The organism is Marinoscillum pacificum (assembly GCF_024714495.1).
In the GTDB taxonomy this organism is placed as follows: Bacteria; Bacteroidota; Bacteroidia; order Cytophagales; family Cyclobacteriaceae; genus Marinoscillum; species Marinoscillum pacificum.
In genome coordinates, this window is record NZ_JAMZMJ010000007.1 from 135,952 (window position 1) to 161,713 (window position 25,762).

Sequence of the window (25,762 nt, forward strand, 5' to 3'; positions counted from 1 at the left end):
AGTGAAATACAGGCATTATGATAGAAAAGATCCAACAATACTTAGAGGAGATAGAGAATACCACTGCTAAATCGAAAGATGAATTAGAGCAATTCAGACTAAGATTTATCAGCAGAAAAGGAGTCATGTCTGAGCTTTTCGATTCATTTAAAACCATTCCTAACGAGCAAAAGAAAGAACTAGGAGCGAAGCTGAATGTGTTGAAGCAGAAAGCGGAGGCTCAATTTCAATCTTTGATCGAACAGATAAATGATTCAAACTCTAAAGAAGAGTCAGGTTCAATTGATGTAACTCTACCATCTTTCAAAAGTGATGGTACGATACATCCTCTAACCAAGACCAGGAATAGAATTATTCAGATATTTGAGCGACAAGGCTTTAGTGTTGCGGAAGGTCCTGAGATAGAGGATGATTTTCATAATTTCACTGCATTGAACTTTCCTGAAAACCACCCTGCACGAGAAATGCAGGATACGTATTTCATTACCAAAAATCCTGATACGCTTCTTAGAACTCATACCTCTAATGTGCAGATAAGATTGATGGAGCATGGAACGCCTCCATTCAGATCTATTATGCCAGGAAGAGTTTATCGAAATGAAGCTATTTCTGCGAGAGCTCACTGCTTCTTTAATCAAGTAGAGGGACTTTATGTGGATAAAGCTGTTTCATTCAAAGACTTGAAACAAACGCTTTATCACTTCTCAAAAGAGATGTTTGGTAAGGATACTCAAATTAGATTTAGACCTTCTTACTTCCCATTTACTGAGCCAAGTGCGGAAATTGATATTAGTTGCTTCATCTGTAAAGGTGATGGATGTAAAATCTGTAAACACACCGGATGGGTAGAAATAGGTGGATCTGGAATGGTTGATCCTAATGTTCTGGAAGCCTGTGGAATTGATTCTAAAGAATATAGCGGTTTCGCATTTGGTATGGGTATAGAAAGAATAACCATGCTCAAATACAGAATTGGAGACTTGAGACTCTTTTCTGAGAATGATTTGAGGTTCTTGAAGCAGTTCTAAATAAAAAGAGCCTATTACAATAGGCTCTGTATAATCATTTCTTCTGTTTTACCTTCAGCTTCGGCTTTGAAGTTTCGGACTATTCTGTGCCTTAAAATAGGCTTAGCCACTTCTTTCACATCTTCTATGTCTGGTGAGAATTTACCTTTCAATAGCGCATTACACTTGGCTGCTAGTACTAGGAACTGACTAGCTCTAGGTCCTGCTCCCCATTCCAGGTATTCATTGGAATGATCAGAAGCATGCTCCGTAAAGGGTCTTGTTTTATGAACTAAATTCACAATGTATTCGAACACGTTATCAGGTACTGGCACCTTTTTGACCAAGGCCTGATATTTCAATATCTCTTCTCGAGAAATGATCTCGTTCACTTCAGTTTCATTGCCTGAAGTGGTTTGTTTGATGATATTTAGTTCTTCCTCTAATGAAGGGTATTCTAATTTGATCATGAACATGAAGCGATCGAGTTGTGCTTCAGGTAAAGGATAAGTTCCTTCTTGTTCAATAGGGTTTTGTGTTGCTAGAACAAAAAATGGTTTATCTAGCTTATAGTTCTTTCCTCCTGTAGTAACCGCTCCCTCTTGCATCGCCTCAAGCAAAGCAGATTGAGTCTTTGGAGGAGTTCTATTTATCTCATCTGCTAGAATAACATTAGCGAAAATAGGTCCCTTGATAAATCTAAAATTACGTTCTTGATCTAACGTTTCCGCTCCAAGAACATCTGATGGCATTAAGTCTGGAGTGAACTGGATTCTATTGAAGTCTAAGCCTAGCGCCTTGGTCATCGTATGCACTAAAAGCGTCTTAGCAAGACCGGGCACACCAACTAGTAGTGCATGGCCTCCACAAAAGATAGAAGTAATTAGAAGTTTTACGGTCTCTTTCTGCCCTACTACTACTTTGCTGATTTCACTCTCAAGTTTGGTATATGCAGCACTGAGTTCTTTGGCTACCTCTACTTCATTATTTATCTCTGTCATTCCGCTTATTGCTCTAGTAAATTACAGTTATCAAATTCCGGATCGATCTCAATATAGACGTTGCCTCTGGCATCTTCAAACCACTCAGATAAAATCTTGTTTTGTTTATTATTCAAAGCGGCTTTTGCTATTTTTTGGTAGTCATCATTGAGGTTTGCCTGATGTGGTGCTAATCGATTCTTAAAATATAAAATTCTAAATGCGTTTGAACCGTCAGCTTGCTGAAATTCAAGTGGCTCAGTGATATTTCCAACAGTCATAGTGTCTAGAGTGAAGAAAATTGTTGGATCCAGTTGCTCCACGGATACTCTGTTTGATTCATTTGGATCCAAAAAATATCCTCCATTCGTAGAAGTCATTTTGTCATCTGAATATTCTTTAGCTGCTTTTTCAAAACTGATACTGTCTGCAATGATTACTGTTCTTAGGCTATCCAAATATTTCTCAGCCTTAATTACGTCTTGTGCAGAAGGTTTTGGAGAAACTAAGATGTGACGAGTTTGGAAAGTGTTTCCTCTTTTTTGTTGTAACTCGATAAGGTGATAACCAAACTGAGTTTCTATAGGCATGGATAACTCACCTTCTTTTAAGGTCATCGCAGTTGCTTCAAACTCTGGTGCCAGGTCCCCTCTTTTGTAAAATGGAAGTTGACCTCCTCTTGATGCAGAGCCAGGGTCTTCAGAATATTGTCTTGCTAGTGATTCGAACGATTCACCATTTTGGATTCTATCCCTAAGTTGAAACATTAGAGCTCTTACATCATCTTTTTGTTTTTTTCCTGGTTTCGGAGAAACAACAATCTGACCGACGGTAACTTCAGTAGAGAAAAAAGGTAAACTATCCTGAGGAATGTTTTTAAAGAACTTCTTTACTTCAGCGGGTGATACTTTAAGGTCTGAAATAATGGTTTCCTGCATCCTTTGGATAATCAGTTGCTCCTTCATTTCATCAAAAGTCTCCTCTTGAATTTGTGCAAGCGTTTTTCCGTAATACTTTTCAATCTCTTCCTCTGAGCCGACCTGGGATATCATGTATTCCATTCTCCGCGTCAAGCTATTCTGAACTTCAAAATCAGAAACTTCTACGGAATCAATTTGAGCTTTTGCAACCAGCATTTTGTTAACTACAAGCTGCTCTAAAATCTGACATTTCGCATTCGCATCACGGAACTGACCTTTTGAGAGGTAGTCCATGTAGGCTATTTCCAAATCGGATTTTAAAACGATATAATCATCGACTTTTGCGATAATCTTATCAATAACCACATCTTGAGCATTGGAGGCTATTCCTGCCAATAAAATGATACTAGCGATTATATATCTCAAACTCCTTATTTTTCTCTGCATCCTCATATATTGATTCTTCTAGCTTCTTTTTTAGGGCTATTTTTCTTTTATTGATTATGATATTCTCTACGTCTTCTCTTATAAATTCTAACGGTGAAATTTCATCTGAAATTTTATAATCGAAGATTTTTAAAAAATAGATGAATTCATCATCAGATGTTTCTGAGTATTTGTTCTTAGAAACAAAATCATTCTTATTTTGAAGCGACTCTAGCGGTGTTCCATAAATGAGCTCATCGAATATGATCCAGGTAGAATCCTCTAGAAAAGATTTGGAGGCGAATTGTGAGGTGTAAGAATATAAATCCTCAATGTTGCCATCTGGATATGCTCTAAAGTTTCTTCTAAATTGATTTAAGTTTGGTGCGTCCTTAGGCGTTTGAACGAATAGACATTTAATGATATTTTGTTTCAGCAAGAAGTTGTCAGATTTATCTTCATAATACGCCAGTATATCCTCGTTACTTACTTTCCTGTCCAGGTTTTTGTCAATGTATTGCTTCTCGTACGCATGTACGATGAGTGCGTATCTATAATCTAAAACTTTACGCTCTATTTCTGCTTCATTATACCCAATGGCATCTGAAGATTTAGCAATCATTAATTGCTTTTTAATCCAATCTTGGATGTATTTTTCGGCTAATTTAGAGCTATCTGAAGATGAAATATTACTCGCTACTAAGCCTGCCAGATCAGATGGGTAAAGATAATTTTCTCGAGCCTTAGCTAAAGGCTCTTCTGTGGTGTTTTCCTTAGGTTTGAAAAACTCACAGGCTGATAAAACTACAAGTATGGCAATCCACCAATACCTCATTTTCCTAGATTTTTGGTCAACCTGCAAATATTATAATTCTTCTCGGTTGAGAACTCAATTTTGTCCATTATTCTCTTTACAAGGATAAGCCCAACTCCCCCTTTTCTGCCTGATGACACAATTTCATTCATGGAAGGCTCTTGATATTTATTTAAATCAAAACTGATGCCTTTGTCTTTAATGGTAAACTGAATTTGTTCTGATCCTATAAGATCAATGATCACATCAATTTTTTTTGTTGGATTGCAATGATTTGAGTGAATGATGAGATTGGCACATACTTCATCAACAGCTAGAACTAATTTGTGAAGTTCAACCTCGCTGAGGTTGATCGATACCAATTGATCAGCAACGAAATGACGAATCTTTAGTAGATTCGATTTGCTACACGATATGGATAGCTTATGCTTCATTAACCGCTTTAACTGCTTCTTCTTTCGTTTCAACAATATTCATGAGGTGTTGCAATCCCAGGATTTCAAAAACTTCATGAACTTTTTCTTTCAGACCAAAAATGACCAGACTCACTTCCTTTTTCTTTAATTCTTCTAAGTAGGATATAAATACGCCTAAACCAGCTGAAGAGATGTACTCAAGACTCGTCAGATCAATAAGAATTTTGGAAGTGTTTTCAGAGGCTTCTTTCAGCGCAGCATCAAGCTCGATAGATGAGCTCGCATCAATTTCTCCATTAACTTGAATCAAGTGATAATTATCTTCTGATATCGTGTCTATTTTGACCATATTATTAGCTGAATCTGACTATAGCTAGACTGTAGTCGTCATCTAGTTTATTTCCATTTAAAAAACTCATTAGATCATCAATAATCCCGTCTTTTACTTCTTCTAGCGGTTTATTGATGTGGTTAAGCAGCGAGGGTTCCAAGCCTTCTAATCCAAATTGTTGGTTATCATCGTTCTTTGCTTCTACAATTCCATCAGTGTATAGAAGCAATAAATCTCCAGGCTCATAAGCAATTGTATACTCTTCAACGTATTGGTCGTATTCTGAGTTTCTTAGAATGCCTAAACCCAGACCATTATTCTCTAAACGACAGATTTTTTTGGATGAAGCGGAGTAAAACAACGCCGGACAGTGACCTGCACGAACATAATCTATGACACTTTTTCGAGTGTCAATTCTAAAATACATTGCTGTAATGAATGAAGATCTTTCAAGGCAACGACTCATTGCAGCATTAGCTTGCTTAATGAATGCGGAGGGAGATTCATCTTTTTGAGCTAAACTATGGAAGATGCCGCGCATCTGCGCCATGTTAAATGCTGCTGATGTTCCTTTACCGGAAACATCTCCTATAATTAGATTAAAGACACCTTCAGAAGGTTCCAAAACATCATAGTAATCTCCGCCTACTTCATCGGCAGCCATGCTGTAGCCTACTATCCCAAAACGGTCATTGTGACTCATCTCATCTGGAAGCAAGCTTTTTTGTACGCTTTTGGCAATCTTTAACTCTTCTTTATATCGCTCTGTCTCTATTGCTTCTTTGATCAAGTGGAAGTTTTCTAAGGAGATCCCAGCCTGGTTTACGAAGGTTGAAATGATATCGACCATTTCCCGATTAAAAGCTTCACCAACTTCCTGAAGCAATACCAAAACGCCAATCTGCTTGTTTTGAATCATTACCGGTACGGCAATGATTGACTTGTAATCTGGGTGATGAAGTGAGCCTATGATTTTGCTTGATGAAAACTCACCATTGAATCGATAGTTGAGTACTTCTTTGATGTAATCTTGCTTCACCAGATCTTTAATGTCTTTTACGGTTGGCTCGGTAAGTCCACGTGTGAGAAGTACAGGTTCTGTATCCTTGATTTCCAGCCAGGCAGCATCAGCAAATACCGCACTCATGGAGCTTTCTAATAGGATGTCATAGGTCTGCTCTGCATTTTGTCCTGCAGGAATGGATTGGCTCAGCTTTTGGAAGTCTATTGCCTCTTGTAGCTTTCGCTCAAACACACTTGATGTAGGAAGGTTGAAGAGCGTAACCAAAACCGCAATCGCTGCATATAGTATGATGAAAATGAATAGAGAGACCATGAATACTCTATCCAACAGGTCAAGGCTTAAGGCTTCTGTTTCAGTGAAATTGTGCAGGTTAATCAGGAAGTGGTAAACGTAGATTCCTGAAAGCAAGATGAATAATATACTCTTCCACTTCTGCTTAAAATTGAGATAAGCTATCCACTTTAGGTTGAATGACAATACTAAAGCGAATATGCATAAGAAGATGAGCGCAGTGTTGAAATTGATGCTCATCAACTTGTATCCAAACCAGTCAAATAACAAGCTGGCAAAAAGAGAATATTCAAATATGGTCCAAACCTGAATGAGACTCTTAGTCTTTTGATACAAGATCAGGCGCTTCCATACCACGAATGTTGAAACCAAAAAGATGACAACAAGTCCAATCAGGATGTTGTAAAGGAAATTTATGGTGAGTGCATTCTCCGTGATCGTACTGTTTTTGAAAACGAAGAAGAAAGCACGAATGAATAGCGAACCAATGGTGGTAACTAATCCTGTGATGAATACTCGCCATAATAAATCCAGAAAGTTGACACTATCCGCCTTAGTAATGGTGTATCTGTAGAAGAATAAGGTAGAAACAATAAGGGTGGTCAAGAATATCTGGGGCAATACCTCCGATAGGTTCACATTCAGATCATATTTCTCTACAAATAGGAGATATAGATCAAAGAACGTGAATAGCAGCCAGGAGAGAATTCCTGCCAGCAGACTAAGCCTTATTTTGAGTTTATTGGTTAGCATTCGGATCAATACAAAAATACGGGCTTCCTGCTAATAAAAAAGCCATGCTGACAGTATCGTCTGCATGGCTTTTGTCATTTTAACCCAAATTAACATAAAAGGTCAATTTGGATGTGTCATTGAGAGATTACCTTCTGCTGTAATTAGGTGCTTCTCTCGTAATATTGATATCGTGAGGATGTGACTCTGCAACCCCGGCTGCAGTAATCTTCACAAATTTTGCATCGTATAATTTCTCGATAGTAGATGCGCCACAGTATCCCATACCGGCCTTCAAACCACCTACTAACTGATAAAGTACTTCAGAAACCATTCCTTTGTACGGAACTCGACCTACGATTCCTTCTGGTACTAATTTTTTGATATCGTCTTCGGCATCCTGGAAGTATCTGTCTTTAGAGCCATCTTCCATGGCCTCTACAGAACCCATTCCACGATACGTTTTAAACTTACGTCCCTCATAGATGATCATTTCTCCCGGAGCTTCGTCAGTTCCTGCTAGAAGAGATCCGATCATGATGCTGCTTGCTCCCCCAGCCAATGCTTTAACCACATCACCAGAGAAACGAATACCACCATCAGCGATGATTGGCACTTTGCCTCTTACAGCTTTAGCCGCTTCATATACAGCAGAAAGCTGAGGCATACCTACACCAGCTACAACTCTAGTTGTACAGATACTTCCAGGACCTACACCTACTTTGATGGCATCAGCACCTGCTGCTGCTAAAGCTTCTGCAGCTTCTCTGGTAGCAATGTTCCCTACGATCAACTCAAGATCCGGGAACTGCTTCTTTACATTTTTAGCAGCATCAATAACTCCTTTCGAGTGACCATGTGCTGTATCGATACTTACTACATCTACTCCTGCATTGATCAATGCTTGAATTCTGTCATTCATATCTGGTGTTACACCTACAGCAGCACCAACTCTTAGTCTACCATACTCGTCTTTACAAGCATTCGGACGGTCTTTGTTTTTCAAGATATCCTTATAGGTGATTAAACCTGTAAGCTTTCCGTCTTTATCTACGATTGGTAGTTTTTCAATTTTGTGTTCTTGCAGAATCTCTTCAGCTTCTTTCAAACCAACTTCGACTTGAGCAGTAATCAAGTTCTCTTTGGTCATGATTTCGCTGATTGGGCGCTTCATGTTTTTCTGGAAGCGTAAATCACGGTTGGTGATGATCCCAATAAGTTTTTTGTTAGCATCTACTACTGGAATACCTCCAATTTTATGCTCACGCATGATTTTTTCTGCATCACCAGCCACGCTATCATGTGCCAAAGTGATCGGATCCAGGATCATTCCACTTTGCGATCTTTTCACTTTACGAACCTGAGCCGCTTGTTTCTCAGCAGGCATGTTTTTGTGAATAAATCCAAGACCACCTTCCAAAGCCATTGCAATAGCAAGATTAGCTTCAGTAACAGTATCCATTGCAGCAGACACAAATGGAATGTTCAGCGAAATGTTTCTTGTGATTAAACTTGTGGTATCTGTATCTCTGGGAAGTACTTCAGAGTAACCGGGGAGAAGCAATACATCATCGTATGTAAGTGCTTCGAATAAGAATTTGTCGTCGAGATTCATGCAAATAATATTTGTTATTATTTGCCGGGCAAAATTAACTGGTCTAAGTAAGATTGTAAAACTAAATGTGATTTATAATTTCACGACATGAACGAATTCTTCTCCCAGTTAGTAGAGCAATTTTATCAAACCACTTGGTTAGAGGCAATTGCAGTGATTTTTGGACTCTTGAGTGTCTGGTATTCCAAGCAAGAAAATATTTTGGTTTACCCAACAGGTATCATTTCTGTTCTGATTTATGTCTACATCACTTTCCAATACAAGCTGTATGCTGATACAGGTATCAATTCCTACTATTTTGTCATGAGCGTGTATGGCTGGTACAATTGGCTGAAGAAGGATGATGTCACCTCAGAGCAATTACCAATTACCTGGAATAGTAAAAGTGAAAATCACTTGAGTTTGTTATTCCTGGCTTGTTCGTTTCTACTTATTCGTTGGGTACTTATATCATTTACTGACAGTGATGTGCCAAACTGGGATGCTACTACTACTTCATTTGCACTCGTCGGGATGTGGTTGATGGCTAAAAAGAAAATAGAGAACTGGATTGCCTGGATTATAACCGATATAGTTTCAGTTCCGCTTTATATCTACAAGGGATTGCCATTTACTGCTGTCCAGTATTTAATCTTTACTGTCTTGGCAATTTGGGGTTACTTTGCGTGGAAGAAATCATACGAAAAGAATGACTAAGCGAATAGCGGTAATAGGTCCAGAATCTACAGGGAAAAGTGAAGTATGTCAGCATTTGGCTCGTATCTATGAAACAGAATGGGTGCCAGAATACGCTCGTTTCCATCTAGACAGAATGGATAGGCCCTATGAAAAAGAGGACCTTAAGTTGATTGCTCAGGGGCAAATGGCCTGGGAGGATGATAAAGCTGAGGAGGCTGGAGAATATCTCTTTTGTGATACCAATCTGATAGTCATGAAGGTCTGGAGTGATCATAAGTATGGAGATACAGATCCCTGGATACTAGAGGAACTGGAAAAGCGTCACTATGATTTTTACCTGCTAGGAAATATTGACCTCATCTGGCGACCTGATCCTCAGCGTGAGCATCCAAAGATGCGCAAGCATTTCTTCGATATCTATGAAAACTACCTGAAGGAACACAATTTGCCATATGGAATTGTGTCGGGTATTGAGGATCTCCGAGTAAAGTGTGCACAGGATTTGATCGAGGATTTTTTCAAAAAATAGTTTTGTTCTAAGTTTGCAGCAAAAGGGGTGCCTTACATGAGTAGTCAATGACTGCTCTATCGGGCTGAGATCATACCCATTGACCTGATCCGGTTAGTACCGGCGTAGGGATAAGGATCATATAAGATCCGTGTATGATAACCAGTAGGGGAGTTCCCCGCTTTCCGTATGGTTGAATTTATTTCTTAACAAAAAATGAAAATTTTGACAATGCTGGCAGTGTTGACACTGTCTGTATGTGCAATGGGTCAATCCTCATTGTACGGAACTATTACCAGCAATCAAGGTGAGCCTCTTGTTGGCGCCAATGTATGGCTGGAAGGAACCAACTATGCCGTAGCAACAGATGTGGACGGCAATTATCGAATCTCCAATATTTCCGACGGTACATATCGACTAAAAGTATCCTATGTTGGCTATGAATCATTCAGTGATCAGCTTCCAATAGATGGAGATGTTCGATTGGATCTTGAATTAAAAGAAAGCGTGATCAAAGGAGAAGAAGTGATTGTTTACGCGACTCGTGCCAACGAGAAAACACCAACAACTTATTCGAATATTTCCTCTGAAGAGATTGAAAAGCGTAATCTTGGTCAGGACATTCCTTTCGTATTGAGGTATACTCCTTCCATAGTGGTGACTTCAGATGCAGGAAATGGAGTGGGGTATACTGGAATTCGTATTAGAGGAAGTGATCCCACTCGTATCAATGTGACGGTAAATGGTATTCCGTTGAACGACTCTGAGTCACATGGTACTTTTTGGGTGAATATGCCTGATTTTACTTCATCGGTAGACAATATCCAGATTCAGCGAGGAGTGGGAACATCAACAAACGGAGCAGCAGCATTTGGAGCATCAGTGAACCTTCAAACCGATATGCCGGATCAAGATGCCTACGCGTCTATCAACAACAGTTTTGGATCATTCAATACCTGGAAGAATACAGTGGAGTTGAATTCTGGGTTGATCAATAATCGATGGGCTTTTCAAGGAAGGCTTTCTAGAATTGCTTCCGATGGATATATCGATAGAGCTAGTTCCGATTTGAAATCGTATTATGTATCTGGAGGATATTATGGTGACAAAACCACTGTGAAGGCATTGACATTTTCTGGCAAAGAAGTGACCTATCAGTCATGGTATGGAACCCCAGAGGCGAAACTTTATGGTAATGACGAAGACCTGCAGGCAGTTGTTGATTTTGGAGGTGAATACAGTACGGAAGATGAATTGAATAACCTGTTTGAGTCGGGAAGAACATTCAATTATTACTTGTACGACAGAGAAGTTGATAACTATGGCCAGGATCATTACCAATTTCACTTGAGTCATACCTTCTCTCAAGCATTAAACATGACAGGGGCTCTTCATTATACGCATGGAGAAGGATACTATGAGCAGTATCGTGCAGATGATGATTTTGCGGATTATGGACTTGATGATGTAACCATAGGTGGTGAAACCATTAGTTCAACAGACCTGATTAGAAGAAGATGGTTGGACAATGATTTTTACGGAGGAGTTTTTTCAGTGAATTATACTGATTCTGAGCTAAGCGTGACCTTTGGTGGTGGTTTAAACTGGTATGATGGAGACCATTTCGGTGAAATCATATGGTCACAGTTAGCGGGCAATTCTCAAATCAGAGATCGATATTATGACAACTATGGTCGTAAAGAAGATTTTAATTTTTATGGCAAAGTAAATTACGAATTATCAGAATCACTCAATCTATTTGGTGATGTGCAGGTTCGAAACATCAATTATGAAACGAAAGGAATTGATAATGATTTGTTGCCTATCAATACTGGAGGAGATTATACCTTCTTGAACCCTAAGTTTGGAGCCACATATTTCTTAAATCCACAGTCCAATGTATATGCATCGTTTGCTGTAGGTAATAGAGAGCCTGTGAGAAATGATTTTGTAGACGCTCTTGGCGGTGAGATTCCAAAGCATGAAACTTTGAACAACCTGGAAGTAGGTTACCGTTTCAACTCGTCAGAAGCTACTTTTAGTGCGAACATTTATGTAATGGATTACCAAAATCAATTAGTGCTTACAGGAGCATTGAATGATGTTGGATCGGGTATTCGTACCAACGTGGATAATAGTTATCGAAGAGGAATTGAGCTAGTTGGTGGATATCAGCTCAATGAAATGATCAGTGTTGGAGGTAATTTGACATTCAGTCAAAACAAGATCGCTAACTTCACTGAAGTGGTTTATGATTATGGTGCAGATTTCAGTGAGTACAATGTTATTTCCATAGAGCATGAAAATACCGATATCGCTTTTTCTCCAGATGTGATTGCTGGCGGACAAATTGAATTCCAGCCGATTTCAGGATTGTCATTCCAGCTTTTGGGTAAGTATGTTGGGAAGCAATATCTAGACAACACGAGTAATGAGGATCGAGTAATCAGATCATACTTTTTGATGGATGGGTTGTTGAGTTATCAGACAGCTTTACCGGGATTGAAGCAATTATCTTTTTCATTAATGGTTAATAACTTATTGGATAAGGAATACGAGTCAAACGGATATACCTGGGGTTATTATTATGGTTATCAGGAGGGTAATCTCTATCAACAAAACAACTATTACCCACAGGCAGGAACGAACTTCTTGCTTTCTGTTGGGTTGAAGTTCTAATAAATAAAAAAGGGTAGATGCAATGTCTACCCTTTACTGTTTTGCTATTGATAGCTAGCTGCCAGAAGTCGATACTGATTTAGTATGCTTCTAACTGCATATTTTACATCCTTGCTAAAATATGTTTTGTCGTCAAAGAGTCCGCTTGCATAGCCTTGCCAAATTACTCCATGACTTTTTCTGTCTATAAAATCGATTAGAAGTGTACCTTCTTTAAGTTCATAATCGCGAGTGTTGTACTGTGCTTCTTTGATGTATTCAAGATTGCGTTCGTTTTCTGCTTTGGAGGCAAAGAACTGATCCCAGCTTTCTAGCTCCATTTGTTCGTATCCTTTGAACTTCATATCATTTGAGAACACTTTGTAAGCAACATACAAGGAAGGTTTGTTGCTTATTTTGTAGCCTTGAGAGATCATTCTTCTCTCAATTTCATCACGGATTAATTTGTCGCTTAAGCCATTAAAATTGACCGTGTCGCCAATATTAAGGAAGTTGAAGGTGTTGTATTGTTTGAATTTGCCTCGATAAGAGTAGTCATATTCTACTATGAAATCTCTTTCAGCAACACATCCCATCAGGGAAACACAAATAAGTAGTAGCGGTAAGTAATTTTTCATCTTCTTTGCAAGTAATTTAGAGTTAAGACAGTGAGCTTCATCATCTTAGAGTCTTATAAGTTAACATTGAATTATTACAATTCCGAATGTCTTCACATCATATCGTACGAGACGAACAAGAACCAGCACTAATCCTACATAAAATAGGTAACTTCCCTACACACATTCTTCATTCTCTGCTAGAATGGTCGCCCACCGTACTTTCTTGTGAGACATCAATCGATAGATTTACGAGTTTGGGGCATAAACTAGATGTCGTACTAGTTGGTTTTCAGAATTTTACAAAATGGCAAGAAAATCTTTCAGATCAGCAGCCGGTTAAGATCATCGCTATTCATGGGAATGAGTTTTTAATGACTGCATTGACCGTCCTGCAAAAGGATAATCATCAAGCGATCAATGTGGTGACTGATGAAGAATCAGCTCCTGAGGTGTTGGAGTTACTGTCGCAATGGATGCATCTGCTAGATCTCGTTGTTTACACCGAATCCAAAAGGTACTTGTTGGTTAAGGAAACAGTATTTAAAAAGTGGCTTCCGGCTAATTCGAAAGTGGAGATTGTAAGTATGCAAAGCCCGGTACAGTGGAACTTTGAAGGAGTAGAATTGGAGCAAAGTGATGAGATTGAGCTAGAACTCATTAAACAAGAAGAGGGAGAACTTGTCATCCAAAGTAACAAGCCTCCCTTTCTCGTAATTGAGGAATTATAGTTTATTGTTGTAATCTGTTGGCCATGTCTACCAACTGAATAAATTCTGTACGGTATCCATATTCATCATCACCTTTATTTTTCTTAGCTGAAGCCAGTACCTGATCAAAAGTTAAGTTGCCTTTAAATTCAGAGTCTCTAAGTAGCATTCCGAAGCTGGCTACTGTTACTGCCCAGTTCAAATTGTTATCTTGATCCATATGATCATCGTTGGCAATAGTCTGAGTTATTAATTTGCTTTTGCTTCCGTCTGGTTCTTTGTATCTGAACTTAACTGTCAGCAATTCATCAGCATTGCCAGTGGTGGAAGCATCCTGATATTTCAATGGATCGATATCTTTGATAAACTGACTTTTTACTCCAACAGGAATTACTTCGTATAGAGCTGTCACCGTATGGCCACTACCCAACTCACCGGCATCTTTTTTGTCATCATTGAAGTCTTCATCATTTAGCTTACGGTTTTCATAACCAATCAATCTATAGGCCTGAACGGCGTTAGGATTAAACTCAACCTGAATTTTCACATCCTTTGCGATAGTGAACAATGTTCCACCAAATTCGGTAACCAATACTTTCTTGGCTTCCATGATATTGTCGATATAAGCGTAGTTTCCATTTCCTTTATCGGCCAATGTTTCCATTTTGGAATCCTTATAGTTACCCATTCCAAAACCTAGCACGGTTAAGAATACTCCACTTTCTCTTTTCTCCTCAATTAATCGCTGCATCTCGCCATTGCTAGAAACTCCTACATTGAAATCTCCATCTGTAGCAAGGATCACGCGATTGTTTCCACCTTTTACAAATTGCTCCTGAGCTACTTTATACGCTAATCGAATACCCTCACCACCTGCAGTTGATCCTCCAGCATTCAGTTTTTCAATAGCTTCTAGAATTTTCTTTTTGTCAGAACCATCTGTTGGTTCCAATACGAGACCTGCAGCTCCCGCATAGACCACAATAGAGATTTTGTCTTGAGGTCGTAGTTCGTTGACTAACATTTTAATTGAACTTTTTAATAGAGGTAGTTTATTTGGAGCACTCATACTGCCACTTACGTCTAGAAGGAATACGACATTGGAAGCAGGTAATTCATCCATATCTAGTTTTTTTCCTTGAATCCCCACTTTTACAAGTAAATGCTTGTCATTCCAGGGAGCTTTGGTTTTAGATGTATGAATCGCAAATGGCTTACTGTCTGTTGGGCCATCATAGTCGTAATGGAAGTAATTGATCATTTCTTCTATTCGAACCGCGTCTTTTGGGGGCATAGACCCCATGTTTAGGAAACGACGCATGTTGCTGTATGATGCGGCATCTACATCTATGGAGAAAGTAGATAGTGGTTTGTCTTTGCTGTTATGAAAGATGTTTTCTTCAATGGCATCATATTCTTCAGTATTGTGAACAGGCATTTGTTCGTAGGTCATCATTGGTGAACTTCTTTTTAAAGAAGATTGACCTCTAATCATTATTTCGGCTACAGAACCTGCTAGCCTTTCTTGAAGAGGCATTTCATATTCAGCATCTTCCATTACAATAACCTCTTCCAGCTTTTGAAGTGTTTGTAATAGCACCACATCGATTTTTCGTTTCTTTCCTACTTTGACTTCTTTAGTGTCAAAACCTACAATGGAAAAGGATAATGTGCTTTGCTCATTTGTGACCTTGATGGTGTAATGTCCATTCATGTCTGCAATGGATCCGTTTTGGGTTCCTTTTTCTAGAATGCTTACACCTGGAATTGGATTTCCAAGTTCGTCATAAATAGAGCCTGTGATGGTCAAATCTTCTGCATTCGCTGTGAAAGCAAAGAGTATGGTAATAAGAAAAATAAACTTTTGCATGTCGGTATCATTTTTGATTTGTATTGTTGAGATGCCGATGCACTATGTTTTCCATAAAATACTGCGAGAAATTTTTAATAAAATTCGTATATCGCTGATAATCAGTTGTTAATAGTTGAAATTATATTCATCAAATACCGACCAGCGCACAGATGAAGACCTGTTGAGCTCCTATCAATCTAGTTTTGATAGTGAGATCATTGGTGTGCTTTTCAATAGATATGTGCATTTGGTTTATGGTCTTTGTTTGAAGTATTTGAAGGATCGAGATGAAGCGCAAGATGCAGTGATGGAAATATTTGAGTCTTTACAAAAGAAGTTGAAGACTCATGAAGTGCAGCATTTCAAGAGTTGGTTATACATGGTTTCGAAGAACCATTGTTTGATGTATCTGCGAAAACATACACCAACTGAAAAAATCAATGGCACAATTATGGAAAATGAGTTAATCATGCATCCTATAGATGAAGAGAAGCCAATTGATGAAGATTTATCAGCTTTGGAAAAGTGCTTGAAGCAACTGAGAGATGACCAACAACAATGTGTTAGGTTGTTTTATCTGAAGCAGCACAGCTATGAAGAGGTAAGTCAAATGACGGCTTTTGCTTTGAAGAAAGTGAAGAGCTACATTCAAAACGGGAAACGAAATTTAAAAATCTGCCTGGAGAAGAATCATGTCAGCTAAGAAACGTGACATATCGAGAGAGGAAATGCGACAGTACCTGGAGGGTAAACTGAAAGGGAAAGCTGCGCATGAGGTAGAGCGTCATTTGCTGGAAAATGAGTTTGCCGATGAGGCAATGGATGGGTTTGAAGGATTTGATCAGGAATTGATTGATGCGGATATTAACCGTCTTAAGGCGAGAGTTGCCAGCAAAAAACGCAACGGGTTTTTCTATTATGTGGCAGCTGCGGTGGCGCTTCTGATCGTTTCGTTGAGTACTGTTTGGTTCTTGATGGATCAGGTGAATGATGATTCTACTTTATCCTATGAGGAACAAATTAATTCAGAAAAGGATGAGCTGCATGCTGATGAGTCAGTAACAGAAACTATCCCAAAGAAAGAAGACGTAGTTGAACAAGAAGAACCACTTCTGATACAAGAGAAAGAAGAAGCTGAGACCAAAGCCATTCCAAAACCAACAAAGGCAGTAGAACTCAGAACTAAAAAGGAGGCAGAACAAATCATTGCAGAAGTTCGAATTGAGGAGGACTTAGGTTTTGAGGAGGAACTTGAAATTGTTGAAGAGCCCGTTTTAGCCGAAGTAGTTGTGGAGGAAGATGCAGAATTGCCGGCTCTTGAGCTGATGACTGAGGATTACATGCTTGAGGAAGAAGTAGTTGCTGATATGGTCATTGATACAAACTCTTTGCAAGACGCTTTAGCGGGTAAAGTTGCTGGAGTAGTTATTTCTGGAAAGCGATCAAAAGCAGAAGAGTCCATGACTAATAGTGTTGTTGATATTGAGGAGACAAAGGCGAAAAAGCCTATAATGATTCGGGGAATGAGCAGCATTAACAGCAATAATTCGGCTTATGTGACGGGCCAGATTACTGATGATACCGGCGAACCTATTCCTGGAGTTAATGTAGTGATCAAAGGAACATTAACCGGGACTACTTCGGACCTTGAAGGGAATTATAAGATTGTTCGAATTCCTGGAATGGTTTTGAACTTTTCATTCATTGGTCTGGCATCAACAGATATTACTGTTGGAGATCAGCCGGAAATCAATGTAGAAATGGAGTCAGACGTGCAATCCCTCAGTGAGGTTGTGGTGGTTGGCTACGGAGAAGCGGATGAAGTGGAAGAAAGCTACCAAAGTGCACGACCACAAATGGGTATGTCTGAATACAAAGACTATCTGGAGCGCAACCTGAGATATCCGGAGGAGGCTCAAGAAAGACAAATTGAGGGTAAAGTCATTCTCAAACTGACCATCAATAGCTTCGGTGAAATAGAAGAAATCGATGTGAAGAGAAATCTGGGTTTTGGGTGTGATGAGGAAGCAATCCGCCTGGTAGAGGATGGTCCAAAATGGCTCCCTGCAGAAAAGGACGGTTCAAACATTTCTTCTACAGTAAGAGTGAAGGTGAAGTTTGAGTTGGAGGATTAGCGTTGCGCTTTCACCATTCGATCCTTTCCATTCAAATCTTGAAGAATCTCCACGTTTTCATATCCTAATTGGAGAAGCATTTCTTTAGTTGACTGACCCAATCGCTCATGAATTTCAAAGTAGAGTTTACCATTTTCATTCAAATTGGTTGTTCCAAACTCAGCGATTTTCTGATAAAAAAGTAATGGATCTTTGTCTTCTACAAAAAGCGCCAATCCAGGTTCGAAATCCAGTACATTTTGGTGCATGGAAGCCTTGTCAGAGTAGGGAATGTACGGTGGATTGCTTACGATGATGTCAAATTTCTCCTCCGAGGTGATGTTCAAGGCGTCCATTAATTCAAATTGGACATTGGCTGATAGACTTTCTGCATTTGACTTTGCAACCGAAAGAGCTTCTGGAGATATATCCCAAGCTGAGATTTGAGCTTCCTGGATCTTCAATTTTAAACTGATTGGAATACAACCAGTTCCTGTTCCTATATCTAGAATTTTAATAGCTCCTTTGTTTTCGTTGGCAATTAAGTAAACCAGTTCTTCCGTTTCGGGTCGTGGGATTAAGGTGTCTGGAGTTACTTTGAATAAGTGTTCACAGAAATAAGCAAAGCCAACAATGTGCTGAACAGGTTCATAACTTAAAAGTCTTTTTGTTGCGCTTTCAAGTTGCTCCAATTCAAGCTCGGAGAGACTTTTTTCAGAATTAACTAGTCTATCAGTTCTGGAAATTTTTAGCAGATCTTCGAAGAGAATATTGGCAATGGATTCTGCCTCTCCAGCGTCATAAGCTGGAGTGAGCGATTCTACTAATTGACTAAAAGCTTTTGATATGGTCTGATTCACACTCGAAGTTAGATAATCAGGCTAAACAAATTAAATTCGCGACATGTCGGATCAACACTACATGCAACGAGCACTTCAGTTGGCTCAATTGGGAATAGGAAAGGTTAGCCCAAATCCGATGGTAGGTTGTGTGATTGTTCATCATGACAAAATCATAGGAGAAGGCTATCATGAGCAATATGGTGGTCCACATGCAGAGGTTAATGCAGTGGCAGATGTGACCAATAAAGAGTTGCTGAATGAGGCCGTTGTTTATGTAACCCTTGAGCCATGTTCTCACTATGGTAAAACACCTCCCTGTGCTGATTTATTGGTGCATCATCAAGTAAAGAAGGTGGTGATCTGCAATGATGATCCAAATCCCCTGGTTGCTGGTAAAGGAATCCAACGCTTGAAAGAAGCAGGGATAGTGGTGGAAATAGGATTGCTGTCTGATCAGGGGTTGGAGTTAAATAGACGCTTTTTCACATCTTTTGAGAAGAAACGACCTTATGTCATTTTGAAGTGGGCTCAAACAGCTGATGGCTTTGTAGCTCGAGAAAATTTTGATAGCAAGTGGATCAGCAATCAGTATTCGCGTCAGATGGTTCATAAGTGGCGTTCAGAAGAAATCGCGATATTGGTTGGAAAGAATACGGCACTTTATGATAATCCTTCATTAACCACCAGAGACTGGTATGGTGCTGATCCTGTAAGAGTAGTTTTGGATAAGAAGCTGGAGCTAAACCGATCAATGCATTTATTTGATGGCTCTGTAAAGACCTATTGTTTTACAACTTTAGAGGAAGTTGATTCAGCAAACATGGAATTTATTCAGGTAGCTGAAATTACACCAGGGGTTGTATTGCAGGAATTGCATAATCGAAGGATTCAATCAATTATCATTGAAGGAGGATCAAAAACTTTACAAAGTTTCATTGATGCAAACCTTTGGGATGAAGCGCGTGTTTTTACTTCTGAAACGCGCTTCGAAAAGGGAATTAAGGCACCTGATATAAATGGAAACATTATTTCAGAGGAGAACGTACAACAAGATCAACTTAGAATTATAAGAAACCATGGCTGAGGAATTACACATCTCTACATCTACAGATAAGATTGAAAAATATGAATCTCTGATTCCACAGATTGAGGCTTTGATCTCAGGTGAATCTGATATGGTAGCAAACCTTGCCAATATCTCAGCGGCTTTGCGCTATGGAATGGACTTCTTCTGGGTGGGCTTTTACATGGTTAAAGAAGATCAGTTGGTTCTTGGTCCATTTCAAGGACCGATAGCATGCACCAGAATCAATAAAGGAAAAGGAGTTTGCGGTTCTGTTTGGGAAAAGGGGATTACTGCTGTTGTCCCTAATGTAGACGAGTATCCAGGTCACATTGCGTGTAGTTCGGATAGTAAGTCAGAGATTGTTGTTCCAATCAAGAAAGATGGAGAAGTAATAGGAGTCCTTGATGTGGATAGTGATCAATTGGAATCATTCGATGACATTGATCAAAAGTATCTAGAGAGACTGATGGACAGCCTCTCTAAGAATTAAGATTATTTTTTCACTACCAATGCTCCAGCGATCATGTCATGAAGAGCTTGTTTCTTATCTGTGAAGCCAGCTATGATATAGCCAATGAATAAAATTGTTTGAGAAACTATTTTTCCTAAGTTTCTCAAAAGTGATTTCCCAAAATCTAATGGTCTTCCTTCTGTGTCAGTGACTTTAAGACCTAGAGCCATTTTACCGAATGTTGCTTCGAATTTACTCGCCTCAAGAATGGTGTAGTAAAGGATGGAAATTAAACTTGAAACCAAAAAAACACTGCCCATAGTACTAATTGCAGCAAAGGCAGCCGCTATAGCTTGTTCATCAGACATATTTCCGTTGCTCATATTCATTGCCATGTCGATACCAAATATTCCAAGAATTGGAAATATGACAATGGTTTGAAGTGCGCCTATGATTATATAATCAATGATCATTGCTACAAATCGTAGCCAGAATCCAGCGTAGTTTGTTGTTGACATTTGTATGTAGTTAGGTTTTTTAATTTGATGATTAAGATACTAAGATTGCCCTAAATGAAAAAAGCCATTGTGAGGAATCACAATGGCTTTTAGTATATTTTGTAAATACTTAAGGTAACTCAGCAATAACCGTTTTGCCTCCGTATGAGATATCGTCAATATTTACTTTGATCTTCGCATCCAGTGGTAGATACAAGTCAATTCTACTTCCAAAACGAATGAATCCAAATTTTTCTCCTTGAACAACTGGATTGCCAGTTTCAGAGTAGAAGCAAATTCTTCTAGCTACCGCACCTGCTACCTGACGCATCATGATTTCTACACCAGACTTTAACTTCAAGCCAATGGATGTTCTTTCATTATCTGTACTTGATTTTGGGTGCCAAGCTACCAAAAACTTACCTGGGTGATGCTTAAAATAAGATACTTCACCAGCTACTGGGCTTCTGTTTACGTGAACATTAAGAGGAGACATGAATATCGAAACTTGAATTCTCTTTTCTTTCAAATATTCGGTTTCTTCAGTCTCTTCAATTACAACTACTTTTCCATCTGCAGGAGCAATGATGTGTTTATCGTTTAGCTCAATAGCAATTTCTGGATCTCTAAAAAATCTCACAACGAGGATAAACATTACCACAGCGGCAACTCCCAAAATGATCTGAACGATCTGAAATGGAATCAACCAATATAATAGTGCATAAAGCAACACTAGAACCAGCGTTGCAATTGGAATAATCTTGTATCCTTCTTTGTGAATAGTCATTGTTAGAATCCTCCTCTGAATTTGTAAGTCTTCGCTACTTTGTCAATAGCAACAATATACGCAGCGATACGCAATGATACATCGTATTGCTGAGCTGTTTCATATACTTTATCGAAAGCTGTTTTCATGATCCTGTCAGATCTGCGGTTTACGCGCTCTGCAGTCCACTTATATCCTAGTCTGTTTTGTACCCACTCAAAGTATGAGACAGTTACACCACCAGCATTGGCAAGAATATCAGGCACAGCCATGATACCATTGTCATTTAAGATAGCATCAGCTTTTGCAGATGTTGGTCCGTTAGCACCTTCTACGATCAATTTCGCTTTGATTTTAGGTGCGTTTTCTTCGGTGATCACATCCTCTACCGCTGCTGGTACCAAAACATCAACTTCTAGTAGCAGTAATTCGTCTGGACTGATTTTTTCAGCACCTTCGAATCCGTCCAATGTACCATTGTTGTTGTTTCTGTATTCGATTGCTTTCTGAATGTTGATGCCATTTTTATTGTAGTAGGCTCCACTTAAATCTGAAACAGATACTACAGTGACGCCTCTTTCATGAAGCAAGCTTGCTGCCCATGAGCCTACGTTTCCAAATCCTTGTACAGCACATGTAGCTTTGAAAGGATTGATTTTCATTTTCTCCATTGCTGCAAGAGCAGAGATCATTACTCCACGTCCAGTCGCTTCTGTTCTGCCAAGCGAACCTCCAAGTACAAGTGGTTTACCTGTCACAACGGCGTTTACAGTCATGCCCTGAGCACGAGAGTAGTGGTCCATCAACCACGCCATTTCTCTTGGGCCTGTTCCCATGTCTGGAGCAGGGATGTCTCTGTCCGGACCGAAAATTTCTAGCATCGCTTGAGTGAACGATCGGGTAAGTCGTTCAATCTCACCAGCAGACATCTCGCGAGGATTACATTTGATACCACCTTTGGCACCACCATAAGGGATGTCAACTACTGCACATTTCCAGGTCATCCATGCCGCAAGTGCTTTTACTTCATCCAGATGAACATCCATGTCATATCGGATACCACCTTTTGAAGGTCCAAGAATGTTAGAGTGAATTACACGATATCCTTCAAACACTTTGATAGAACCATTGTCCATCGTGATAGGAAGCGATACGATTACTTGCTTAGTTGGAGATTTTAATACATTGTAGACTTCATCATCCAGACCGAGGTGTTGTGCTGCAATGTGAAATCTTGACATCATTGACTCGAAAGGATTTCCTTTATCCTTAATGGGAGCCGGTTCAATGTAAGCCATGCTTATATAATGATTAAAATGGGTTATTTGTTTATTTGGCAGCAAAGCTAGCTCTTTCCTGTAATTTACCTAGCTAGTCAATGCTCTTTTCGTCAATATGTTATGTTATACGACAATGAGGAGATTGGTTGCAAAAATGATGTGTTTCTATTAAAACAATTTCAAGAAAACGACGACAAATGGTACAGCTAAAATTAGGCTGTCGAAGCGATCTAAAAATCCACCATGACCAGGGATTGAAGCGCCCGAATCTTTGATTTGCATGGTGCGCTTAAACATGGATTCTACCAGGTCACCGTATGTTCCGGCGATTACTACAATCATGGCCACACACATCCATTGCCATTGAGCAAGACCTGTGGAATATCTACTAATTAGAATTGAAAAAGCCACAGCTGTAATTGCCCCACCAATGGCGCCTTCCCAGGACTTTTTAGGTGAGTGTCTTTCAAATAGTTTACGTTTTCCAAAGCGGATTCCTGAGAAATAGGCTCCAGTATCACTTGCCCAAATGATGAGCATTAGACCAAGCAATATCTCATAGCTGTAGTATCCGTGATAATGAACCACAACATTCATCAAAGCAAATGGAAGTGCTACATAAGTTAAGCCCAGATAGAACAGCGCGATACTTAAGAATGGGTTGTTGTCATTCTTTTTATAGAGCTTCACCAGGAAAATCAAAGAGGCAACCGGGAAAATTGCAAAGTAATATTTTGGATCAATACTTCCTCGTGCTACAAAAAAGGAAAGTACGAAGAGAGAACAGCCGATTACTACTCCCAACAGTCGAATTGGTAAATAACTTTGAAGTTTGATCAAACGATAAAACTCCCATTGTGCCAATAATGAAATAGTTAAAAACACAATGAAATAACTCCATTCTCCAATTATCAAGGAGGAGATAATGATTGCAGCTCCGGCTGCTGCAGATATAATTCGCTGGTATAGTTCTGAAAACTTATTCAAACTGGATTTCGTCGTTTATTATTTTAATTGCTCTAATCACATTGTCTGGGGCAACACATACTTCATAGTGACCAATGTGATGGGAAGAGTCCATTTTGCTCAATAATACAGGATTCATCTCATAATCTTCCAGTACCGCCTTCACAATTTCTGCTCGGTACTGCAATTGGTTACTATATACGCTTTGCCAATCACGCATCTTTTGGTTGCTGAAAGTAGTTCTTGAATAAATATAGCAAAGCAGAACCACCTACTAAGAATATCGCAATCACATAAAATGGTGGAGAGGTTTCAGCGTCTGTTGGATCAAAATCCAGAATGTCAAGTTGACTTAGATACAGAAGAATTAAAGTCAAACCATTATTTATAAAGTGGCCTAAGATAGCAACCGAAAGACTACCTGACCAATAATAGAGGTAGCCGAAAAGTGCTCCTAACAGAATTCTTGGTACTACTCCGTAAAACTGCATGTGCATTGCTCCAAAAAGTATGGCAGCAAACCATATACCTACATGATGATTGAAAAAGGCTTTGCTCAAAAGATTTTGAATTAATCCTCTAAATAGTAGCTCTTCTCCAACAGCAGGTATTACTGCTATGACGATTAAGGCGATTAAAAATTGTCCAATATTCGCGAAGCTGGTTAAGTATTCAGTTAGTTCTTCTAGCTGTAATTCTTTTTCCTGCGCCCAGTTTTCAAACCATGATAATGATTCGGGCATCTTGATCCCTTGATTCCACTCTATCACAATGCTATTGGCTATCATGAAACATAACATGATCAATATGGTCATGAAGGCGGGTCTCAAAGGTGACTCTGGAGAGTTCAGAAATTCATTGAATTTAAGATGCAGGTTCTTATATAAAAAGAATAATGGAGTGATTATAAACATACCTACTGACGTAATGGCTTGCATCATCATTATGGCGCTGCGCGCATATTCTGTCTCTTTTGGGTTGGTCAAAATGGAGGCTAATTCGGCTAAATCCAGTCCATAGATGACAACAATCAAGACCTGTGAGAGAATGGAAAATGCAAAAAAAGCAGCTACGATATAGCCAGTAAGTATTAATAATAAGATCCACGGAGCCGCACTGTTTTCACCTCCCGCGGTGTTTTTCAGGATATTCTGCATAATTGGCCTAAATTTACGGCAAAATTAAAGATTAGGCTGTGGTCAAAATAGGAAACTTGGAAATTGCGGAATTTCCGCTGCTGTTGGCTCCGATGGAGGATGTGAGTGACCCACCATTTCGTGCAGTATGCAAGGAGAATGGTGCCGACTTAATGTATACTGAATTCATTTCATCTGAAGGATTGATTCGAGATGCTGCAAAGAGTGTCGAAAAATTGGATATCTATGATTACGAACGTCCAATTGGAATTCAGATATTCGGTGATAAAATTGACTCCATGCGTCAGGCTGCAGCTATTGCAGAGGAGGCCAATCCTGAGTTGATAGATATCAATTACGGTTGTCCCGTGAAGAAAGTGGCTTGTAAAGGAGCCGGTGCGGGTATCTTGCTTGACATCCCTAAGATGCAGGAGATGACAGGGGAAATCGTCAAAGCCGTGCAAAAGCCTGTGACTGTCAAGACTAGACTTGGTTGGGATGATAGCACCATTCGAATAGTTGAAGTTGCTAAAAGACTACAAGATGTAGGAATTGCTGCATTGACAATCCACGGACGTACTCGTAAGCAGATGTACAAAGGAGTGGCGGATTGGACCAAAATTGCAGAAGTAAAAAATCATCCAGATATACACATTCCTATTTTTGGAAATGGTGATATTGATAGCCCTGAGAAAGCAGTAGAATACAGAGAGCAATACGGTGTTGATGGGATTATGATTGGTAGGGCAGCTATCGGGTATCCATGGATCTTTAACGAAATCAAACATTACATGGCTACAGGTGAGCATTTGCCAAAGCCGACGTTGGAAGAGCGAGTTAGAGTTGCCAAAAAGCATTTATCATTTTCTGTAGAGTGGAAAGGTGAGTTGAAAGGGATCTTTGAAATGCGTAGACACTATACCAATTACTTCAGAGGTATTCCTAACTTCAAGCCATTCAGAACAAGGTTGGTAGAAACTGATTCGTATGAAGAACTTCAGGCAACTTTGGATGAAGTAGCTTCTGTTTTTGCAGAAGTAGAAATGGAATAACCAATAGTATTTA

26 protein-coding genes and 1 riboswitch are annotated in these 25,762 nt (G+C 39.3%); of the genes, 10 read left to right on the forward strand and 16 right to left on the reverse strand.

Translation table 11 applies throughout. The features are described from left to right. The first annotated feature begins 17 nt into the window (after positions 1-17). Positions 18-1,028: a phenylalanine--tRNA ligase subunit alpha gene (gene pheS / locus NXS00_RS16910; protein WP_258100432.1), complete on the forward strand. Its 1,011-nt coding sequence runs from the start codon at positions 18-20 to the stop codon at positions 1,026-1,028. A 14-nt stretch (positions 1,029-1,042) separates the two neighbouring features. Here pheS and NXS00_RS16915 read toward each other — a convergent pair whose 3' ends face one another. From NXS00_RS16915 to guaB, 7 genes are all read right to left on the reverse strand, one after another. Next, positions 1,043-2,008 carry an AAA family ATPase gene (locus tag NXS00_RS16915; protein WP_258100433.1) on the reverse strand — a complete coding sequence of 322 codons (966 nt, stop codon included), beginning with the start codon at positions 2,006-2,008 and terminating at the stop codon, positions 1,043-1,045. Positions 2,009-2,013: 5 nt separating this feature from the next. Further along, positions 2,014-3,333, reverse strand: a complete 1,320-nt coding sequence (locus NXS00_RS16920) for a peptidylprolyl isomerase (protein ID WP_258100434.1) — start codon at positions 3,331-3,333, stop codon at positions 2,014-2,016. Next, positions 3,314-4,168 (reverse strand): peptidyl-prolyl cis-trans isomerase, encoded by an 855-nt coding sequence (locus tag NXS00_RS16925; protein WP_258100435.1) that lies wholly within the window; start codon positions 4,166-4,168, stop codon positions 3,314-3,316. The genes NXS00_RS16920 and NXS00_RS16925 overlap by 20 nt, the downstream gene beginning before the upstream one ends. After that, positions 4,165-4,581, reverse strand: coding sequence for an ATP-binding protein (locus tag NXS00_RS16930; protein WP_258100436.1), 417 nt, complete (start codon positions 4,579-4,581; stop codon positions 4,165-4,167). The genes NXS00_RS16925 and NXS00_RS16930 overlap by 4 nt, the downstream gene beginning before the upstream one ends. Further along, positions 4,571-4,912 (reverse strand): STAS domain-containing protein, encoded by a 342-nt coding sequence (locus tag NXS00_RS16935; protein ID WP_258100437.1) that lies wholly within the window; start codon positions 4,910-4,912, stop codon positions 4,571-4,573. Before NXS00_RS16935 ends, NXS00_RS16930 begins: the two co-directional genes overlap by 11 nt. 4 nt (positions 4,913-4,916) lie before the next feature. After that, positions 4,917-6,962, reverse strand: coding sequence for a GAF domain-containing SpoIIE family protein phosphatase (locus NXS00_RS16940; RefSeq protein ID WP_258100438.1), 2,046 nt, complete (start codon positions 6,960-6,962; stop codon positions 4,917-4,919). Positions 6,963-7,089: 127 nt separating this feature from the next. Continuing rightward, positions 7,090-8,556, reverse strand: coding sequence for an IMP dehydrogenase (guaB, locus tag NXS00_RS16945; protein WP_258100439.1), 1,467 nt, complete (start codon positions 8,554-8,556; stop codon positions 7,090-7,092). Between the two features lie 87 nt (positions 8,557-8,643). Here guaB and pnuC point away from each other — a divergent pair, with 87 nt between their 5' ends. From pnuC to NXS00_RS16960, 3 genes are all read left to right on the forward strand, one after another. Continuing rightward, positions 8,644-9,252, forward strand: coding sequence for a nicotinamide riboside transporter PnuC (gene pnuC / locus NXS00_RS16950; RefSeq protein WP_258100440.1), 609 nt, complete (start codon positions 8,644-8,646; stop codon positions 9,250-9,252). Beyond that, on the forward strand, positions 9,245-9,763 hold the full coding sequence (locus tag NXS00_RS16955; protein WP_258100441.1) for an AAA family ATPase: 519 nt from the start codon (positions 9,245-9,247) through the stop codon (positions 9,761-9,763). The genes pnuC and NXS00_RS16955 overlap by 8 nt, the downstream gene beginning before the upstream one ends. A gap of 13 nt (positions 9,764-9,776) precedes the next feature. Beyond that, positions 9,777-9,891, forward strand: a riboswitch (TPP riboswitch). A gap of 67 nt (positions 9,892-9,958) precedes the next feature. Continuing rightward, positions 9,959-12,421, forward strand: coding sequence for a TonB-dependent receptor (locus NXS00_RS16960; RefSeq protein ID WP_258100442.1), 2,463 nt, complete (start codon positions 9,959-9,961; stop codon positions 12,419-12,421). Positions 12,422-12,465: 44 nt separating this feature from the next. On the opposite strand, the gene NXS00_RS16965 is transcribed toward NXS00_RS16960, so the two are convergent. Next, entirely contained in the window at positions 12,466-13,038 is a 573-nt protein-coding gene (locus tag NXS00_RS16965) for a DUF4136 domain-containing protein (protein WP_258100443.1), read from the reverse strand. Between the two features lie 86 nt (positions 13,039-13,124). Here NXS00_RS16965 and NXS00_RS16970 point away from each other — a divergent pair, with 86 nt between their 5' ends. Beyond that, on the forward strand, positions 13,125-13,748 hold the full coding sequence (locus NXS00_RS16970) for a hypothetical protein (RefSeq protein ID WP_258100444.1): 624 nt from the start codon (positions 13,125-13,127) through the stop codon (positions 13,746-13,748). A gap of 1 nt (position 13,749) precedes the next feature. Here NXS00_RS16970 and NXS00_RS16975 read toward each other — a convergent pair whose 3' ends face one another. Beyond that, the gene (locus NXS00_RS16975) at positions 13,750-15,597 is read right to left on the reverse strand and encodes a YfbK domain-containing protein (RefSeq protein WP_258100445.1); all 1,848 of its coding nucleotides are present in this window, start codon (positions 15,595-15,597) and stop codon (positions 13,750-13,752) included. Positions 15,598-15,712: 115 nt separating this feature from the next. Here NXS00_RS16975 and NXS00_RS16980 point away from each other — a divergent pair, with 115 nt between their 5' ends. Next, positions 15,713-16,282, forward strand: coding sequence for an RNA polymerase sigma factor (locus tag NXS00_RS16980; RefSeq protein WP_258100446.1), 570 nt, complete (start codon positions 15,713-15,715; stop codon positions 16,280-16,282). Next, the gene (locus NXS00_RS16985) at positions 16,272-17,714 is read left to right on the forward strand and encodes an energy transducer TonB (RefSeq protein ID WP_258100447.1); all 1,443 of its coding nucleotides are present in this window, start codon (positions 16,272-16,274) and stop codon (positions 17,712-17,714) included. Before NXS00_RS16980 ends, NXS00_RS16985 begins: the two co-directional genes overlap by 11 nt. On the opposite strand, the gene prmC is transcribed toward NXS00_RS16985, so the two are convergent. Then, on the reverse strand, positions 17,711-18,553 hold the full coding sequence (gene prmC, locus NXS00_RS16990; RefSeq protein ID WP_258100448.1) for a peptide chain release factor N(5)-glutamine methyltransferase: 843 nt from the start codon (positions 18,551-18,553) through the stop codon (positions 17,711-17,713). The two genes, NXS00_RS16985 and prmC, sit on opposite strands and share 4 nt — an antisense overlap. A 43-nt stretch (positions 18,554-18,596) precedes the next feature. Between prmC and ribD the strand changes: the two genes are divergently transcribed. After that, the gene (gene ribD / locus NXS00_RS16995) at positions 18,597-19,619 is read left to right on the forward strand and encodes a bifunctional diaminohydroxyphosphoribosylaminopyrimidine deaminase/5-amino-6-(5-phosphoribosylamino)uracil reductase RibD (RefSeq protein WP_258100449.1); all 1,023 of its coding nucleotides are present in this window, start codon (positions 18,597-18,599) and stop codon (positions 19,617-19,619) included. Then, positions 19,612-20,091 (forward strand): free L-methionine (R)-S-oxide reductase MsrC, encoded by a 480-nt coding sequence (gene msrC, locus NXS00_RS17000; protein ID WP_258100450.1) that lies wholly within the window; start codon positions 19,612-19,614, stop codon positions 20,089-20,091. The genes ribD and msrC overlap by 8 nt, the downstream gene beginning before the upstream one ends. Positions 20,092-20,093: 2 nt before the next feature. On the opposite strand, the gene NXS00_RS17005 is transcribed toward msrC, so the two are convergent. The 6 genes from NXS00_RS17005 to NXS00_RS17030 form a co-directional block, all read right to left on the reverse strand. After that, positions 20,094-20,570, reverse strand: a complete 477-nt coding sequence (locus NXS00_RS17005) for an RDD family protein (protein WP_258100451.1) — start codon at positions 20,568-20,570, stop codon at positions 20,094-20,096. A 109-nt stretch (positions 20,571-20,679) separates the two neighbouring features. Beyond that, positions 20,680-21,336, reverse strand: a complete 657-nt coding sequence (locus tag NXS00_RS17010; protein WP_258100452.1) for a phosphatidylserine decarboxylase family protein — start codon at positions 21,334-21,336, stop codon at positions 20,680-20,682. Between the two features lie 2 nt (positions 21,337-21,338). Beyond that, positions 21,339-22,613, reverse strand: a complete 1,275-nt coding sequence (locus NXS00_RS17015) for a Glu/Leu/Phe/Val family dehydrogenase (RefSeq protein WP_258100453.1) — start codon at positions 22,611-22,613, stop codon at positions 21,339-21,341. Between the two features lie 150 nt (positions 22,614-22,763). Continuing rightward, a complete protein-coding gene (locus NXS00_RS17020) occupies positions 22,764-23,582 on the reverse strand; it encodes a phosphatidate cytidylyltransferase (protein WP_258100454.1) in 819 nt (272 codons plus the stop codon). Further along, positions 23,575-23,781 carry a hypothetical protein gene (locus tag NXS00_RS17025; RefSeq protein WP_258100455.1) on the reverse strand — a complete coding sequence of 69 codons (207 nt, stop codon included), beginning with the start codon at positions 23,779-23,781 and terminating at the stop codon, positions 23,575-23,577. The genes NXS00_RS17020 and NXS00_RS17025 overlap by 8 nt, the downstream gene beginning before the upstream one ends. Continuing rightward, entirely contained in the window at positions 23,774-24,718 is a 945-nt protein-coding gene (locus NXS00_RS17030) for a CPBP family intramembrane glutamic endopeptidase (protein ID WP_258100456.1), read from the reverse strand. The genes NXS00_RS17025 and NXS00_RS17030 overlap by 8 nt, the downstream gene beginning before the upstream one ends. 38 nt (positions 24,719-24,756) lie before the next feature. Between NXS00_RS17030 and dusB the strand changes: the two genes are divergently transcribed. Continuing rightward, on the forward strand, positions 24,757-25,749 hold the full coding sequence (gene dusB / locus NXS00_RS17035) for a tRNA dihydrouridine synthase DusB (protein WP_258100457.1): 993 nt from the start codon (positions 24,757-24,759) through the stop codon (positions 25,747-25,749). Positions 25,750-25,762 lie beyond the last annotated feature (13 nt).

Bases quoted from the DNA above. Each gene is read 5' to 3' on its own strand.
- NXS00_RS16915 (WP_258100433.1), bottom strand. From the start codon at position 2,008: ATGACAGAGATAAATAATGAAGTAGAGGTAGCCAAAGAACTCAGTGCT.
- pheS (WP_258100432.1), top strand. From the start codon at position 18: ATGATAGAAAAGATCCAACAATACTTAGAGGAGATAGAGAATACCACT.
- NXS00_RS17030 (WP_258100456.1), bottom strand. From the start codon at position 24,718: ATGCAGAATATCCTGAAAAACACCGCGGGAGGTGAAAACAGTGCGGCT.
- NXS00_RS16925 (WP_258100435.1), bottom strand. From the start codon at position 4,168: ATGAGGTATTGGTGGATTGCCATACTTGTAGTTTTATCAGCCTGTGAG.
- NXS00_RS16965 (WP_258100443.1), bottom strand. From the start codon at position 13,038: ATGAAAAATTACTTACCGCTACTACTTATTTGTGTTTCCCTGATGGGA.
- NXS00_RS16955 (WP_258100441.1), top strand. From the start codon at position 9,245: ATGACTAAGCGAATAGCGGTAATAGGTCCAGAATCTACAGGGAAAAGT.
- guaB (WP_258100439.1), bottom strand. From the start codon at position 8,556: ATGAATCTCGACGACAAATTCTTATTCGAAGCACTTACATACGATGAT.
- pnuC (WP_258100440.1), top strand. From the start codon at position 8,644: ATGAACGAATTCTTCTCCCAGTTAGTAGAGCAATTTTATCAAACCACT.
- NXS00_RS17015 (WP_258100453.1), bottom strand. From the start codon at position 22,613: ATGGCTTACATTGAACCGGCTCCCATTAAGGATAAAGGAAATCCTTTC.
- NXS00_RS16975 (WP_258100445.1), bottom strand. From the start codon at position 15,597: ATGCAAAAGTTTATTTTTCTTATTACCATACTCTTTGCTTTCACAGCG.
- NXS00_RS17025 (WP_258100455.1), bottom strand. From the start codon at position 23,781: ATGCGTGATTGGCAAAGCGTATATAGTAACCAATTGCAGTACCGAGCA.
- NXS00_RS17010 (WP_258100452.1), bottom strand. From the start codon at position 21,336: ATGACTATTCACAAAGAAGGATACAAGATTATTCCAATTGCAACGCTG.
- NXS00_RS17005 (WP_258100451.1), bottom strand. From the start codon at position 20,570: ATGTCAACAACAAACTACGCTGGATTCTGGCTACGATTTGTAGCAATG.
- msrC (WP_258100450.1), top strand. From the start codon at position 19,612: ATGGCTGAGGAATTACACATCTCTACATCTACAGATAAGATTGAAAAA.
- NXS00_RS16970 (WP_258100444.1), top strand. From the start codon at position 13,125: ATGTCTTCACATCATATCGTACGAGACGAACAAGAACCAGCACTAATC.
- NXS00_RS16940 (WP_258100438.1), bottom strand. From the start codon at position 6,962: ATGCTAACCAATAAACTCAAAATAAGGCTTAGTCTGCTGGCAGGAATT.
- NXS00_RS16960 (WP_258100442.1), top strand. From the start codon at position 9,959: ATGAAAATTTTGACAATGCTGGCAGTGTTGACACTGTCTGTATGTGCA.
- NXS00_RS16935 (WP_258100437.1), bottom strand. From the start codon at position 4,912: ATGGTCAAAATAGACACGATATCAGAAGATAATTATCACTTGATTCAA.
- NXS00_RS16985 (WP_258100447.1), top strand. From the start codon at position 16,272: ATGTCAGCTAAGAAACGTGACATATCGAGAGAGGAAATGCGACAGTAC.
- NXS00_RS16930 (WP_258100436.1), bottom strand. From the start codon at position 4,581: ATGAAGCATAAGCTATCCATATCGTGTAGCAAATCGAATCTACTAAAG.
- ribD (WP_258100449.1), top strand. From the start codon at position 18,597: ATGTCGGATCAACACTACATGCAACGAGCACTTCAGTTGGCTCAATTG.